Source organism: Anaerococcus sp. Marseille-P3625, assembly GCF_900232825.1.
Taxonomy (GTDB): domain Bacteria; phylum Bacillota; class Clostridia; order Tissierellales; family Peptoniphilaceae; genus Anaerococcus.
Genome location: NZ_OCTP01000010.1, coordinates 46646 through 61673, shown reverse-complemented (window position 1 = coordinate 61673; position 15028 = coordinate 46646). Strand labels below are relative to the sequence as shown.

16 protein-coding genes are annotated in these 15028 nt (G+C 30.4%); all 16 read right to left on the bottom strand.

Going from position 1 to position 15028, the window contains the following annotated elements:
* Positions 1 to 41: 41 nt before the first annotated feature.
* Positions 42 to 587, bottom strand: coding sequence for a hypothetical protein (locus tag CS884_RS01615; protein ID WP_099320355.1), 546 nt, complete (start codon positions 585 to 587; stop codon positions 42 to 44).
* Positions 584 to 1075 carry a prepilin-type N-terminal cleavage/methylation domain-containing protein gene (locus tag CS884_RS01610; RefSeq protein WP_099320354.1) on the bottom strand — a complete coding sequence of 164 codons (492 nt, stop codon included), beginning with the start codon at positions 1073 to 1075 and terminating at the stop codon, positions 584 to 586. Before CS884_RS01610 ends, CS884_RS01615 begins: the two co-directional genes overlap by 4 nt.
* Positions 1047 to 1412 carry a competence type IV pilus minor pilin ComGE gene (gene comGE / locus CS884_RS01605; RefSeq protein ID WP_099320353.1) on the bottom strand — a complete coding sequence of 122 codons (366 nt, stop codon included), beginning with the start codon at positions 1410 to 1412 and terminating at the stop codon, positions 1047 to 1049. Before comGE ends, CS884_RS01610 begins: the two co-directional genes overlap by 29 nt.
* Positions 1387 to 1839 (bottom strand): prepilin-type N-terminal cleavage/methylation domain-containing protein, encoded by a 453-nt coding sequence (locus tag CS884_RS01600; RefSeq protein ID WP_099320352.1) that lies wholly within the window; start codon positions 1837 to 1839, stop codon positions 1387 to 1389. The genes comGE and CS884_RS01600 overlap by 26 nt, the downstream gene beginning before the upstream one ends.
* On the bottom strand, positions 1836 to 2552 hold the full coding sequence (locus tag CS884_RS01595; RefSeq protein WP_180753284.1) for an A24 family peptidase: 717 nt from the start codon (positions 2550 to 2552) through the stop codon (positions 1836 to 1838). Before CS884_RS01595 ends, CS884_RS01600 begins: the two co-directional genes overlap by 4 nt.
* The gene (locus CS884_RS01590; protein ID WP_099320350.1) at positions 2542 to 2925 is read right to left on the bottom strand and encodes a type II secretion system protein; all 384 of its coding nucleotides are present in this window, start codon (positions 2923 to 2925) and stop codon (positions 2542 to 2544) included. The genes CS884_RS01595 and CS884_RS01590 overlap by 11 nt, the downstream gene beginning before the upstream one ends.
* Before the next feature lie 8 nt (positions 2926 to 2933).
* Positions 2934 to 4031: a type II secretion system F family protein gene (locus tag CS884_RS01585; RefSeq protein WP_099320349.1), complete on the bottom strand. Its 1098-nt coding sequence runs from the start codon at positions 4029 to 4031 to the stop codon at positions 2934 to 2936.
* A 2-nt stretch (positions 4032 to 4033) separates the two neighbouring features.
* Complete coding sequence (gene frr / locus CS884_RS01580; RefSeq protein WP_099320348.1) at positions 4034 to 4594, bottom strand: ribosome recycling factor; 561 nt, start codon at positions 4592 to 4594, stop codon at positions 4034 to 4036.
* On the bottom strand, positions 4594 to 5310 hold the full coding sequence (pyrH, locus tag CS884_RS01575; RefSeq protein WP_099320347.1) for a UMP kinase: 717 nt from the start codon (positions 5308 to 5310) through the stop codon (positions 4594 to 4596). Before pyrH ends, frr begins: the two co-directional genes overlap by 1 nt.
* Positions 5311 to 5530: 220 nt before the next feature.
* A complete protein-coding gene (gene recA / locus CS884_RS01570; protein WP_099320346.1) occupies positions 5531 to 6604 on the bottom strand; it encodes a recombinase RecA in 1074 nt (357 codons plus the stop codon).
* 9 nt (positions 6605 to 6613) lie between these two features.
* The gene (pgsA, locus tag CS884_RS01565) at positions 6614 to 7144 is read right to left on the bottom strand and encodes a CDP-diacylglycerol--glycerol-3-phosphate 3-phosphatidyltransferase (protein ID WP_099320345.1); all 531 of its coding nucleotides are present in this window, start codon (positions 7142 to 7144) and stop codon (positions 6614 to 6616) included.
* Positions 7141 to 9453 carry a DNA translocase FtsK gene (locus CS884_RS01560; RefSeq protein ID WP_099320344.1) on the bottom strand — a complete coding sequence of 771 codons (2313 nt, stop codon included), beginning with the start codon at positions 9451 to 9453 and terminating at the stop codon, positions 7141 to 7143. Before CS884_RS01560 ends, pgsA begins: the two co-directional genes overlap by 4 nt.
* A 96-nt stretch (positions 9454 to 9549) precedes the next feature.
* A complete protein-coding gene (locus CS884_RS01555; RefSeq protein WP_099320343.1) occupies positions 9550 to 10653 on the bottom strand; it encodes an ABC transporter permease in 1104 nt (367 codons plus the stop codon).
* Positions 10640 to 11737, bottom strand: coding sequence for an ABC transporter permease (locus CS884_RS01550; protein ID WP_099320342.1), 1098 nt, complete (start codon positions 11735 to 11737; stop codon positions 10640 to 10642). The genes CS884_RS01555 and CS884_RS01550 overlap by 14 nt, the downstream gene beginning before the upstream one ends.
* Position 11738: 1 nt before the next feature.
* Positions 11739 to 12677 carry an ABC transporter ATP-binding protein gene (locus tag CS884_RS01545; RefSeq protein ID WP_099320341.1) on the bottom strand — a complete coding sequence of 313 codons (939 nt, stop codon included), beginning with the start codon at positions 12675 to 12677 and terminating at the stop codon, positions 11739 to 11741.
* Positions 12678 to 12824: 147 nt separating this feature from the next.
* Entirely contained in the window at positions 12825 to 14990 is a 2166-nt protein-coding gene (gene pnp / locus CS884_RS01540) for a polyribonucleotide nucleotidyltransferase (RefSeq protein ID WP_099320340.1), read from the bottom strand.
* Between the last annotated feature and the right edge of the window lie 38 nt (positions 14991 to 15028).

Below are 15028 nucleotides of genomic sequence, written 5' to 3'. Positions count from 1 at the left end.
ACTTTCTATATCTATTATACCAAAACTTTTTATATAAAAAACTAATATGTGCGTCTAAAAGCAATTTCTATTTTATAATCATCCTCTATTTCGCTATTTTCTAAAACTTTAAAGTAGATTTCTGATAATGCAGAACTATTTCCCACTTTAATCCAACTATCGTTACTCAGCATATAAAGTTTTTTAATCTTCTGACTATCAATTCTATCTACAAATGTCAATTTGATATTATATAATTCATCATCATAGATTATTGATCTATCAATTCCTAAATGTTCGTAAGGATCAATAATTTCTTTGCAAGGTATTATTTCTCTAGTATATTTATATGGTTCATAATTATCAATAGATATTTTTGATTTTCCAATATTTTTATAATCTTCTTTAATCAATTCATTAATTTTATCATGATTATTTTCTAGGTAAATATTTATTATAGATTCCGCTAAATATTGCGCTTTTTTCTTATTATATAGATCTTTTGAATACTCACTTGTACTTATATTTTGCTGGTATAAAAAATTTAACGTTAAACTAAGAATAAGTAAAATCATCAGAGTAACTATAGAAATAAATCCTTTTTTCATAATCTATCACCCACATAAATGATGCTTTCATACCTATCGCTTGCACTATCATCATTTAAAATAATATGCACTGATTTTTTGTTAGGATTATAATTTAAATATAAATTTTGGCATATTCCAATTTTTATCCAAGCACCTTTCTCACTTTTGTTAGATAAATTATCGTGATATTCCTCAAGATAGTTAGTTCCTTCTCGATTTTTTATTCTAAATTTACTAGATATTATTTCTCCTGAATCACTAACCACGTAAGCTTTTAGATTATTTTCTTCATTTCCTTCAATAATTTCAAGACTATAGGCAGATCTAACAATATTTTCTATGTAAAGCATACAAAAAGTTGATTCTTTATATGTAATTTCTTCTTCAAAACTATTATCGATTGACTTAAAACTAATAGAAAATATTGATGTAATAACAATTGCGATTATACTTACTATCGCAAGGCTCGCCAAAAGTTCAATTAGAGTAAAGCCATTTTTCTTCATTAACTACCTCAATTAGGTCAAGTTTATAATCTTTATATTTAACCTCAATTTTATCTAAATTTTCTCCATAGTAACTTCTGATAATATCTATTTCATAACCATTATAATTTTTTATTGAGTGTCCATATTCCTTATCATTTGTATCTTTAGATTTTTCGTTTTCTATAGCACTTTCTAGAGCATAAATTATTTTGCTAGTTTCTTTTTCTTTTTTGGACGCCGTCATAAGATTATTTATAGATGGTAATAGCATTGCTGCAATCAATGCAAAAAATCCTAAGGTAACAATAGTTTCAATAAGTGTAAATCCTTTATTGTTTTTCTCTAATTCTAGCATGTCCACCTCCTACAATAACTACTAATTCGTAATTTTTCGTATTACCAGATTTATCACTAACATTAATGCTTACAGTGCCAGGATAAGTTACACTTCCATTTGAATTAAATTCTATCAAATTACCGTCATTGCTAGTTGAAAAATGTAAGAAAGTAATATAATCTAGTTGCCTATAAATCTTATCTTCAATAAATGTATCATGGATTTTTACAATGTAACTATCTTTTCCAAATTTTATATATGTAGTTTGTCCTGTTGCAATTGCCTTCATTTTAGCATAGTCTACATCATTAATAAGTGTTTGGAGTTCCATATTTGCCTTTATTTTATCAATAACATTAAATCTAATGCTTGCAATTCCAATAATGATTGACATTATAAATAAAACTACTATTAATTCTAATAAAGTAAAACCCTTCTTTTTCATGAAAATATCCTTAATTTTACCATGACGATTAAAAAAGCTAGAAAAATATATATGCAAAAGGGAATTTTGATTTTCATATTTCTATTTTTAATCCCAATAATTATGCCAAAAATTGCCCCAAGCCATATGGAGTAGAGAATAAAATATATAATTTCAATATTTTCTATAAATAAAAATAAGACAAGATAAAAATATATATCGCCATTTCCAAGACTTTTGTCAAAAATTTTATAAATTACAAAGTAAATTACGCTAAAGGCAAGACTTATAAGAATAAAATCAAAATCAAATTTTAGGTATAAAAATCGATATACCAATCCTATAAGTTCCAAAATTCCAACCTGATTTAGGTAAATATCAAAGCTTTTTAGATCAATTATGGCTATAACTAAGGATAAATATAGGGCAGATATCAATAAAATCGATCTTAACAAATTATTTGCATCAAAAAATAAAAGTCCAATAATTCCACAAGTTATTTCCATGATGAAATTGTCGATAGGAATTTTTTTCTTACAATAATTGCATCTTCCTTTTAATAGGAGAAAACTTATTAGGGGAATTTTCTCCCAAATTTTTAGCCTATGATTGCAAAAATCACAATGACTTGGTGGATAGATTATGCTTTCATTTTTAATTTTTCTACTTATAAAACAATTGCAAAAAGAGCCAAAAATGGCTCCTAGGGCAAATATAAAAATATTAATTAACACTTTTTTTATCTGGTTTTGTTTGTATTTGTATTTCGTTAGGTTTTACATCAATTTTATCTTTTGTAATAGTTACAATATAGGAATCGCCAGAAACATCAGCGCCAGCAGGAATTTCCGGCCATTTTTCAACGTAGTTATTATCCTTTTGATTATCTTTTGTCCATGTGATAGTAGTATTAGAATCGTTTATCTCACTTTGCCTTAAAATAGCTGCCGACTTTAGCATTTGCACATTGGCATTATGAGCTGTATTTGCAGCTTTTTTTCTAGCAGTATTATATCTAGGGATAGCAATTGCTGCCAAAACTCCAATAATTGCAATAACAATTACAAGTTCAATTAATGTAAATCCTTTTTTCTTTTTATTTTTCATAATCTCTCCTATAGACCGATGGTATTTATAGAATCAAATATTGGTATGGCGATAGCAAAAACCACAAAACCAACCAATATACTCATTATAATTACCATCACAGGCTCAGCCAAAGCCGCTAATTTTTTTAATTTGTATATGTAATCATTAGAAAAATACTCGCTCGATTTTTTAAGAGTTTCTAGCAAATTTCCGCTATTTTCTCCAATTTCAACCATAGATTTAAACAAAGAAGAGAAAATATCTTTGTTAGAAATACTTTTTGACAAAGTCTTTCCTTGATTTATTTCATTTGTAATATTTCTAATATTTTCTTTTATGTATTCATTTTTGAAAGACTTTTCTATCATAAATAAGCTTTTTTTGATCTCAATGTCTCCAGATCTAAGTATGTAAAGTAGCCTTGATACTTGATATTCCAATTTTGTTTGCCTTAATTTCTTAAAAGCTAAAAATTTATGGGCAAATTCATCCAATTTTTGCTTACTTTGCTTATCTTTTCTAAGTATTAATAAAGAAAGTGCAAAAATTATCAAAAAGAGTACTATCAAAAATCCATAATTTTTGATAAAGTTTGAAATATCAATTAAAGCTCTTGTCGCTATTGGTAATTGTTGACCATTTTTCTCAAATACATTTTGGAAGGTAGGCAAAACGAAATTTACAACTATAGCTACGATCAAAATCATTACAAATAAAAGAATAATAGGATAAGCCATGGCTTGTTTGATAATCGATTTGTTTTTGCTCTCTTCATTTATGTAAAAAGATAGTTCGTCAAGTATTTTTGCAAAATTTCCACTTTCTTCCCCACTTTTGATAAAAGCAACGACCATTGGATTAAAATAATTTTCATTACTTGAAAAAGCTTGGTCTATGGTCAAGCCTCTTTCTAAATCTATATTTATTTTATCTAGGGCAAGGCTTAATTTTTTGTCAATTTGCTGGTTTTCTATTATTTTTAGAGCTTTATCAAGGCCTGTGCCTGAGCTAATTAAAATAGATAATTGCTTTAAAAATAAGGAAATTATCCTACCATCGATCCTGGCAGGAATAATATCCTTATTGAGTATTGATTTTATTTTATCTATATTTAATGATTTCACTTTTATACAGAAAGAAGCTCTTTGTTTTTCTTCTCAGCGAAAGTTTCTATCTCCTTTATATATTTATCAGTGATTTTTTGAAGGTCATCTTCTAATGAAAATCTATCATCTTCTGTAATTATGTCAGCTTTTTCACTTTTTTTGACTTCATCCATAGCATCACGTCTTTTATTTCTTATAGAAATTTTTGCTTCTTCTGCATATTTATTAACTTCTTTTGTATATTCCTTACGTCTTTCTTCTGTTAGAATTGGAAATGGAAGTCTTATTACTTCTCCATCATTTTGTGGATTGATGCCTATATTTGCTTTATTGATAGCGTTTTCTATAGGTGCGATATTTTTTCTATCCCATGGCTTAATTACTAATAATCTAGCTTCAGGAATAGATATTGTTGCAGCTTGATTAATTGGTGTGTCAACTCCAAAATAATTAAAAGTTATGCCATCTAAGATAGCATCAGTAGCTCTACCAGCTTTAATAGTTGCAATTCTATCATCAAAAGATGAAACTGCTTCTTGCATTTCTTTTTCAGCGAATTTTTTAATTTGATCGTAATTCATTAAAATTTCTCCTTTACAATTGTTCCTATTGGTTTTTCATCTTTAAATATTCTAACCAAGTTTTCTGGATCGTCAATTCCAAAAGCTATAAGTGGCATGCTATTGTCCATAGCAAGGCTTGAAGCTGTAGTGTCCATAATTTTGATTTCTTTTTGTAAAATTTCTTTATAAGTCAATTTGTCATACTTAATAGCATCATCATAGACATTTGGATCTTTATCATAGATGCCATCTGTACCAGTTTTTCCTAGCAAAATAACATCAGCATTGATTTCTAAAGCTCTTAGACTTGCTGTTGTATCAGTTGAAAAATATGGAAGGCCAGTTCCAGCAGAAAAGATAACGATTCTTCCTTTTTCAAGATGTCTTACGGCTCTTCTTCTAATATAAGGTTCTGCAACTTCTGTCATTGAAATGGCAGTCATTAGTCTTGTTTCAAGTCCCATTTCTTCTAATGTACCTTGAATTCTAAGTCCATTCATAACAGTTCCAAGCATTCCTATATTATCAGAACTTGCTCTATCTATAAAGTTTCCACTTCTACCACGCCAAAAGTTTCCACCGCCTACAACTATTGCTATTTCAACTCCTAGCATATAAGTTTCCTTTATTGCTATGCAAATTTTTTCTATCACTTCATCATCAAAACCAAAGCCTTTGGATCCAGCAAGTGCTTCACCACTTAGTTTTAATACAATTCTTTTAAATTTTTGCAAAATCCCCTCCTACTTACTATAAATTATAACCTATTTTGAAAATTTTTAACAGATTAATTAAGCATTTACAATTTTAATTTTATCAAATTATATAATAGTAAAATAAATCGCAGATTTCTCATAAATATTATCATATTTTTATATATATATATATTGCTGTTTTAAATTTTCAAATGAATTAAAAAACTGAAGTTTATTTTTTATAAACTCCAGTTTCATTTTACTCGTCATCAGAGCTTTTTATCTCTTCTTCTTCATCATCAGTTGCTGAATGGATAGCACTTGGATCTTCTGTTAATTTTGCTCTAATTTTTGCTTCAATTTCATTCATAATATCTGTATTTTCTTCTAGGTAGGTTTTTACTTTTTCTCTTCCTTGACCTAGTTTTTCATCTCCATAAGAAAACCAGCTTCCAGCTTTTTCTATGATTCCTTCTTCTACTGCTGTATCTAGGATAATTCCGGATTTTGAAATTCCTTGACCATACATTATGTCAAATTCAACAACTTTAAATGGTGGTGCAACTTTATTTTTTACAATTTTTACTCTTGTACGTGAACCTATGGAATTATCACCTTCTGTTATGGTTTTAATTCTTCTTATATCAAGTCTTACTGAAGAATAAAATTTTAGGGCACGTCCACCTGTCGTAGTTTCTGGAGAACCATATGATACTCCAACCTTATCTCTTAGTTGGTTTATGAATAAAACAGTTGTGTTTGTTTTTGAAATAGAACCTGTTAGTCTTCTTAGAGCTTGACTCATAAGCCTTGCTTGAAGTCCTACATGACTTGCTCCCATTTCTCCTTCTATTTCAGCTTTTGGCACAAGGGCTGCAACAGAGTCAATAACTATTAAGTCTACTGCTTGAGAGCGAACTAAATGCTCTGCTATATCCAAACCTTGCTCTCCAGTATCTGGTTGAGATAAGATTAGATTATCTATATCAACTCCAAGATTTCTTGCGTATTCTGCATCCATAGCGTGTTCTGCATCTATAAAAGCACAAGTATTGCCTTCTTTTTGATCTTCAGCTATTATGTGTAGAGCAAGTGTTGTTTTACCAGAAGATTCTGGACCATAAACTTCTATTACTCTTCCTCTTGGTATTCCACCAACTCCAAGTGCTAAATCTAAATTTATAGCTCCTGTTGGAATTGCGGAAACTGAAATATGAGGTCTATCGCCCATTTTCATTATTGCCCCTTTGCCATATTTTTTTTCTATGGCTGTAAAGGCTTGATCTAAGGCTTTTTGTTTATCATCTGTTAAATTTTTTTCTTTTTTTGCCACATTTATCTCCTATATATTTTCTAAGTCCAAAACTTGTTTATTTTTAATTATATAATCTGCGCCTGAAATTATTGTAAGTACTACTGCAAGATAAAATACGTAGATACCTACACTATTTAATGTACTATTATTTAATAAAAGTAAAACCAAGGCTATCATTTGGCTGGTTGTTTTTAATTTGCCCCATTTACTTGCTGCAATTGTTATACCTTGGTCAGCTGCAAGAGTTCTAAAACCTGTAATTGCAAGTTCACGAGCGATTATTACTATAACTGCCCATGATGGTAAAGTCTTATCTCCTACCAAAGCTACAAAAGCTGCTATAGTCAAAAGTTTATCTACTAAAGGATCTACAAATTTACCAAAGGTTGTTACAATATTACGGCTTCTTGCAAGATGTCCATCAACTGCATCGGTTAAAGATGCAATGATAAAAATTAATGCTGCAACATTATAAGTTCTGCCACAACTATAAAACAATACCAAAAAAACGGGTATTAAAACCAATCTTATCAAAGTAACTTTATTTGCTATATTCATCTTTTTCCTCCTTCGAAATAACTTCTATCTACCAAAACTTTGCGAGGTTTGCTTCCTTCGTATGGGCCTACAAGACCCTTTGCTTCCAGTTGATCGATGATTCTTCCAGCTCTAGCATAACCAATTCTAAGCTTTCTTTGTAAGAGTGAAACTGATGCTGTATTTTCATCTATTATGATTTGTATAGCTTCATCTAAGAGTTCATCTTCATCATCAATTTCTTTTACTTTTGAATTTTCCTCAACCGTTTCAATTGCCTCTTTATTATAAGACGCTTCCTTATCTTCTTTGATGTATTGTACAACTTTCAAAACTTCTTTATCAGAAATAAAGGCTCCTTGAATTCTAAGTGGTCTCATAGAATCGCTTGATTGGTAAAGCATATCGCCCTTGCCCAATAACTTTTCTGCACCTGCTTGATCGAGAATTGTTCTTGAGTCGGTTTGACTTGTAACTGCAAAGGATATTCTTGATGGAATGTTGGCCTTAATAGTACCTGTTACAACATCTACTGTTGGTCTTTGAGTTGCTATTACCAAATGTATTCCACAAGCACGAGATTTTTGTGCTAAACGCATTATATAATCTTCAACCTCACTTGCAGCAGTCATCATAAGGTCGGCAAGCTCGTCAATAATTACGACAATATAAGGCAAATTCTCCATGGATTCATCAAATTTAGCTTTTTCTTTATAGCCTTTGATATCTCTTACATGATATTTTTGAAAAGCCTTGTATCTTTTTTCCATTTCGCCAATTGCCCAAAATAGTGAAGAGCTGGCTTTTTTGGGATCTGTAATTACTGGCATTATTAGATGTGGAATACCATTATAAATTGATAATTCCACAACTTTTGGATCGATCATTAAAAGTTTTACTTCTTCTGGAGAATGTTTGTAGAGTATACTCATTATTATTGTGTTTATACAAACGGATTTTCCTGAGCCTGTTGCTCCTGATACCAAAAGATGGGGCATTTTTTCTATGGCTGAAACAATTGGATCACCTGCTATGGATTTACCCATGGCAAAGGGAATTTCACTTTTGGAATTGATAAAATCAGCACTTGAAATAATTTCCTTAAAGCCAACAACTTCCTTGCTGCGATTCGGAACTTCTATTCCCACATGACTTTTGCCAGGAATTGGCGCAAGTATTCTAATCCCACTTGTCGCCAAAGAAAGCGCCAAATCATCTGATAAATTTAAGATTCTTGAAACTTTTACACCTCGTTGAGGTTTTATTTCATAGCAAGTTACAGTTGGTCCAACGTCTATTTGAACAACTTTTGCTAAAATCCCAAAACTTTCAAGAGTTTCTTCAATAGACTTTGCCTTGTTTTTTATTTCATCCCTATCGACAACCCCCTCATTTGATCTGTCAGTTAATAAATTGCTAGTAGGATAGTTGTAAGAGTCGAAATCTTTTTTTGTTGCTTGATCTATATCTTTTATTTCTATTTGCTTAGACTTATAATCTTTGATATCTATTTCATTTTTTGAGTCATCATTCAAATCTAACATTGGAACTGGTTTAAAAATATTGATATCATCAAAATCATCCTCGTCAAATATATCTTTTTTATCCTTGTTGCTTTCTCCAATAATTTGATCTAAATTTATTTTGTCATCTTCTATAGTTTTTGGTTTTTCACTAGATTTTTCTTTTTTGGATTCTTTTTCTCTTCTTTTTTGCTTTTTCTTATCGGAAAATGTTTTGATTTTATTTACAATTAATATTATAAAATCTCTCAATTTTATTAAAAATTGCCTGTAAGTTATTGGACTAATACCAACAACGAACAAAAATAAACTTATCCAAAATAGAATCTTTACTCCTAAAGTTCCAATGAAACTTACCAGATAAAATGATAAGAATCCTCCGACAATGCCTCCACCTTCGCTAGCATGAACCCTATTATAATCGATTGTCCATCCCAAATCATATCTTACAAATTCTTTAGATAGGTAGGCAAACATTATAAGTATAAAAAAATATAGCAATAAAAATTCTTTAATATTAGGAAGATATCTATCTCTGTATGCAAATAAAAAGCTTATGAAAATAACTACTGGTATTATTAGGCTATATTTGCCAAAAGCCGTCGTAAAGCCACCACTAATGGCAAGACCAAGCTTTCCAGTATTTGCTGATAATATAAAGATAAATAAGAAAATTGATAAAGCCATCATTATAAGCGATAAAACGTTAATGTCAAAGACAAATTGTCTTTTCTTATTTTTCATATTCTTAGGAGGTTTCCCCGTTGATTTTTTCCTTACTCTGTTGTTGTTTTTACTATTTGTCATATACCCCTCCTTATAAATTATATATTATCCAGGCGAAAAAAGAAACCTTTAAAGAAAAAAGCAGCCAGATCTTCCAGCTGCTCTTTAAAAATCATATTAAGCTTTTTCCAAATTAGGCTTAGTTATAATCGTAAGTATTATGAAAACAATGGAAAATCCGAATAATACTAAGCTATTCATATTAAAAAATGAATAATCACTTTTACTCATGATGTCTTTTATATTTGAAATATAATAAAAGGCTGGAAATATTTTTCCTAATTTTATGGCAAAGTCACCCAAAAGTTCTTGAGGAACAAATATTCCTGTAAGAAATGACGATCCCAATGAAAATACGTTCATAATTCCTGTTATGGTATTTTCATTTTTTGCAAGTTTTGAAACAAGTACGGCAAAGCAAACTATGGTGGCTGTAAAAAGGAGAGCATTTGCCATCATTTGTACAATTTGTCTAGAAAAAGAAAAATCTTTAAAATAGAAACAATACAGCAAAACATATATTAACCATATTGCAAAGCCAGATACTATATGCCCTAAAATCAACTGAAAATCCTGGGTAGATTTTTTCATTGGTGAAATTAAATTTCTCTTTTTTGTTTGGTCTTTATTATAAGTTAGGTTAATAGTTCCAACTATAAGTATTATCTGACTCATAATAATATAGGCCATAATTTGGAAATAATACGGACTATCTTTCTTGTAATTTTTGCTAAAGCTGTTAACTTTTACATCGATATTTTTCTTAAAATTATCTTCTGTATTTTTTATTGCTTCGCTTGTGGAAAATCCTGCTTTCTCAAAAGTTTCGATCTGATTAAGAAAAGAATCTAAATCATTTTTTGCAAAAATTGTGTATGAGTCATTGTAAACTTCTTTAAATTTTAAGTTTCGATTTTTTTCAAAATCCTTCGGTATATTTATAGCGCAGACTATCTCTTCAAAAAATAACTTGTCATCAAGCAAGTCTTCATCTACATCAACTAAAGTATGGTTTTCGTCAATAAAATTTACCACAGCCTTTGAGATTTCAGTATTAGACTCATCTTTCACGTATATAGGTAATCTTGTTGATGTATATTTATTTATTGGATCGCCAGATTCTGCAAATATGAACATAAATATGAAAAATATTATTGTATAAATTATTAACGATTTCTTGTGACTTTTTAGTATTTTAAAATAATTTTTAAAGACTATCATATTGCTTACCTCGAGTAAATATATAAGTTAAGAGCACAAATACTATGGTCACTCCTATTAGCCAAATAAGGTTGTTGTAGTATCTATCCAAATTATCGTAATAATACAAGGAATATATTCCATCGCTGATTAAGGCTACTGGATTAAGTTTATTAATCAAAGGAGCTTTTTCAGAAATAATTATTTTAATTTGAGCAACCATCATACCAGCTAAAAAAGACAATAGTAAAGATATACCTAAACCAATACCTAGTTTTGTTTCAATATTTGCCTTGTTGCAAGAACCTATTACCATACCAAGACTAACTCCTGTAAGAGAACCTATAGCAACAATTAATAATAATTGGGGTAATTTATTTGAAAAATCCACACCCAAAACCTTATTAAAAATCACCATTGTAAAAAGTGCAATACAAAAGTTTAATAAAAATCCAACACACATTGATGACAAAAGACTTATCTTTTTGTTTAGTGGTGATATGGCATTTCTTTTTGCTATGGTGGTCAAATTTGCTTCATATTGGAAAATTATAGAAAGTCCCCAAGCATATCCATAAATAATTTGAAAACCAATTAGTGCAAAGAAAAATGTCATCGTAGGATCCATGTCTTTATTTGGATTTCCACTTTCTATATGCGTCTTATCGGCAAAAAGATTTGAAAGATCAGTAGTGGGGTCTTTTTCCATAATGGTTCGTACCATATTCTCATTCATATTATAATATTTAAGAATATTTACAAGAATACTTTCTCTGACACCATTTTTCTTTAAAATGACCTTATCTTTTTTATCTATGTAGGCGCTAATATCATCTTGATCTAAGATTTTCTCATCCTTTGCTGGCAATGGATTAAGTAAGTCCTCATCTTTCATTTGATCGGTAAAATTTTTGAAATACTCATCATCAAGCAAGCTTTCATTTACCCCAACTTTAATTGCTTCAAAATTATTGGAATCCTTAACATTGCCTAAAGCAAGTTTAAAAAACACTCCCAAAACTAGAGGAAAGATTAGAGCCCAAAAAATCATTGCTTTTTGGCGCAAAAATACTTTTAATGTCTTTTTAAATTCATGAAAAAACATATTAATCCCTCAATTCTTTGCCCGTTAATGATAAAAATACGTCATTTAAAGAAGGAGATTCGCTTGATAGGCTATCATAGCTTATGGAATTTTCATTTAAGATATTTATAAGTTTTATCAAATTATCCTTTCCATGAGTAAAACTTAAATGGTAAAATTCGTCCTTTTTTTCTATATCTATTAGGCTATCGATAGCTCTAATTTTTTCTATAACATCTTCATTTGTAATTTCACTAGCAAATGAAACTTTCTCATTAACTTCAATTAAATCCTTTAAGCTCTCAGAAGTTCCTTTGGCTATAACTTTTCCCCTATCGATTATAACTATGTCATCGCAAAGTTCTTCAACTTCATCCATATAATGTGATGTATAAATTACCGTTGCGCCCTTTTTGTTTAATTTTTTTATGCCTTCCAAAATATTATTTCTTGATTGGGGATCAACTGCAACAGTTGGTTCATCAAATATTATGATTTCTGGTTTGTGAGCTATGCCGCAAGCTATATTTAATCTTCTTAAAAGTCCACCAGAAAGTTCTTTTGGCTTAAATTTTAAGAAATCATTAAGACCTACAAGATCAATCGTTTCATCGATTAGCTCTTTTCTCTTGTTTTTATCTTTTATGTAAAGGCCGCAAAAATAATCTATATTTTCATAGACATTTAATTCATCATAAACCCCTACATCTTGAAAAACTACACCGATTTTTTCCTTGATATCGTAAGATTCTGGAGTCATCTCCTTACCATAAATCTTGATAGATCCACTATCTTTACTAAGTAAGGCAAGCATACAATTTATAGTTGTAGATTTTCCTGAACCGTTAGGGCCTAGTAAACCTAAAATTTTTCCTTTTTTTACATCTAAATCTAAATTATCAACAGCTTTTAGTTTTTTATAAGATTTAACAAGTCCTCTAACTTCAATTATATTTTCCATAGGCTCCTCCTAGTAAAATTATAGCATGATTTTTTGCAATATTTTAAACTTAACAAAAATTTTACAAGAACTTAAAGATACTTTAATATAAGCTTTCAAATAAAAAAAATCGATAAGAAATTTATATTCTTACCGACTTATTTTTTATTAATCGTGTTTTCTTGGATCTTCATCTGCTGGCCAAGCTTCTTGTTTCTTGCTTCTTTTATTGTCCTTGAAATCTTCTTTATCTTTATTTTCTATAAGAGCTTTTCTTGATAGGTTTATTCTTCCTTGTCTGTCAATTTCTGTAACTTTTACTGTCACTTCATCTCCAATTTTTAGGACATCTTCAACTTTATCAACTCTCTTATGATCGATTTGTGAAATGTGTAATAAACCCTCTTTGCCAATTGCAATTTCTACAAAAGCTCCAAAATTCATTATTCTTGTAACTTTACCTGTATAGATATCACCAGCTTTTGGATCAGTTACGATTGATTTTATCATTTCGATTGCTCTTTTACCACTAGCTCCGTCAGTTGATGCAACTGTTATATGACCATTATCTTCTGTATCTATTGTTACTCCAGTTTCATCGATGATTTTGTTAATTGTCTTTCCGCCAGAACCAATTACATCGCGAACTTTTTCTGGATCTATGTCTATGGTAAATAATCTTGGTGCATATTCTGATATATCAGCTCTGGGTGCTTTTATGGTATTTTCTATCAAATCTAGGATTTGCATTCTAGCTTCTTTGGCATTTGCTAAAGATTCTTGTAAAATCTCACGGCTAATACCAGAAATTTTCATATCCATTTGTAGGGCTGTGATTCCATCACGAGTTCCTGCAACTTTGAAATCCATATCTCCCAAATGATCTTCAAGGCCTTGAATATCTGTAAGTATAGAAATTGAATTTTCTTCTTTTATAAGACCCATGGCAATTCCTGCTACTGGTTTTTTGATTGGAACTCCTGCATCCATAAGTGATAAGGTTGAGCCACAAATTGATGCTTGGGAACTTGAACCATTTGAAGATAATACTTCAGATACAACTCTTATTGTGTATGGGAAGTCACTTTCATCTGGCAATACTGGAATTAAAGCTCTTTCTGCAAGACGACCATGGCCAATTTCTCTTCTTCCTGGAGCTCTTAAAGGTTTGATATCTCCAACTGAAAATGGTGGGAAATTATATTGATGCATATATCTTTTTGTAATTTCTTTTCTGTTTAAGCCATCAATTACTTGTACATCTGCTGGTGAGCCTAAGGTTACTACTGATAAAACTTGAGTTTGACCCCTTTTAAATAAACCTGAACCGTGAACTCTTGGTAGGGTTCCTACTTCAGCTGAAAGTGGTCTAATTTCTTTCATAGCTCTGCCATCTGGTCTAATTTTATCAATTGAAATCATACGACGAACTTCTTTTTTCATTATATCATCTATAACTCTGTGAATTTCATCTTCGCTTTCTGGATATTCTTCTAAGAATTTTTCCCTAGCTTGATTTTCTATATTAGTAATTGCATCTTCTCTTTGCATCTTATCAGTTGTTCTAATGGAATTTTTCACATCTTCTTGATATTCTGCTATGATTTTTTCTTCAAGCTCTGATGGGACTATGACTTCAACAAGATTTTTTTCCTTGCCAATTTCATCTATTATGCTTTGAGTAAATTCGCAAATATGACCTATTTCTTCATGAGCTAAAAGCATAGCTTCAAGCATTTGCTCTTCTGTAAGTTCATTTGCTCCAGCTTCAACCATATTTATAGCATCTTTGCTTCCTGCAACTGTAAGATCTAGTTTTGAATTTTCTCTTTCTTTTTCATTTGGATTAATAATAAATTTACCATCTACAAATCCCACAGAAACTGCAGCAACCGGTCCGTAAAAAGGTATATCTGATATTCCAAGAGCAATGCTTGCACCAATTGTTGATAGGCAATCTGGAAGATTATCTTCATCCATTGACAAAACTGTTGCTATAACTTGGACATCGTTGTAATAATTTTCAGGGAAAAGTGGACGAAGTGGTCTATCCATTTGACGGGATATCAATGTCGCTTCATCACTTGCCTTGCCCTCTCTTTTCAAAAATCCTCCAGGGATTTTGCCTACAGCATATAACTTTTCTTGAAAATCACAAATAAGTGGGAAAAAGTCTATTCCCTCTCTTGGTTTTTCGCTTGCCACTGCTGTTACTAAAAGTGATGTATCTCCACTTCTAATATAACATTCTCCATTAGCTTGTTCTGCAAATTTTCCTATAGTTACGTCAAGATTAAATCCATGACTGGAACTATACTTATAATTTTTTTCCATAATTTCTCCCTAAAAAATAAGGCGGGTGAATCCCCGCC

What these genes read in the sequence shown, in the direction of transcription:
- pgsA (WP_099320345.1), bottom strand. Translation starts at nt 7,144, where the DNA reads ATGAATATAGCAAATAAAGTTACTTTGATAAGATTGGTTTTAATACCC.
- CS884_RS01600 (WP_099320352.1), bottom strand. Translation starts at nt 1,839, where the DNA reads ATGAAAAAGAAGGGTTTTACTTTATTAGAATTAATAGTAGTTTTATTT.
- CS884_RS01615 (WP_099320355.1), bottom strand. Translation starts at nt 587, where the DNA reads ATGAAAAAAGGATTTATTTCTATAGTTACTCTGATGATTTTACTTATT.
- CS884_RS01590 (WP_099320350.1), bottom strand. Translation starts at nt 2,925, where the DNA reads ATGAAAAATAAAAAGAAAAAAGGATTTACATTAATTGAACTTGTAATT.
- pnp (WP_099320340.1), bottom strand. Translation starts at nt 14,990, where the DNA reads ATGGAAAAAAATTATAAGTATAGTTCCAGTCATGGATTTAATCTTGAC.
- frr (WP_099320348.1), bottom strand. Translation starts at nt 4,594, where the DNA reads ATGAATTACGATCAAATTAAAAAATTCGCTGAAAAAGAAATGCAAGAA.
- CS884_RS01550 (WP_099320342.1), bottom strand. Translation starts at nt 11,737, where the DNA reads ATGTTTTTTCATGAATTTAAAAAGACATTAAAAGTATTTTTGCGCCAA.
- CS884_RS01610 (WP_099320354.1), bottom strand. Translation starts at nt 1,075, where the DNA reads ATGAAGAAAAATGGCTTTACTCTAATTGAACTTTTGGCGAGCCTTGCG.
- comGE (WP_099320353.1), bottom strand. Translation starts at nt 1,412, where the DNA reads ATGCTAGAATTAGAGAAAAACAATAAAGGATTTACACTTATTGAAACT.
- CS884_RS01560 (WP_099320344.1), bottom strand. Translation starts at nt 9,453, where the DNA reads ATGACAAATAGTAAAAACAACAACAGAGTAAGGAAAAAATCAACGGGG.
- CS884_RS01545 (WP_099320341.1), bottom strand. Translation starts at nt 12,677, where the DNA reads ATGGAAAATATAATTGAAGTTAGAGGACTTGTTAAATCTTATAAAAAA.
- CS884_RS01555 (WP_099320343.1), bottom strand. Translation starts at nt 10,653, where the DNA reads ATGATAGTCTTTAAAAATTATTTTAAAATACTAAAAAGTCACAAGAAA.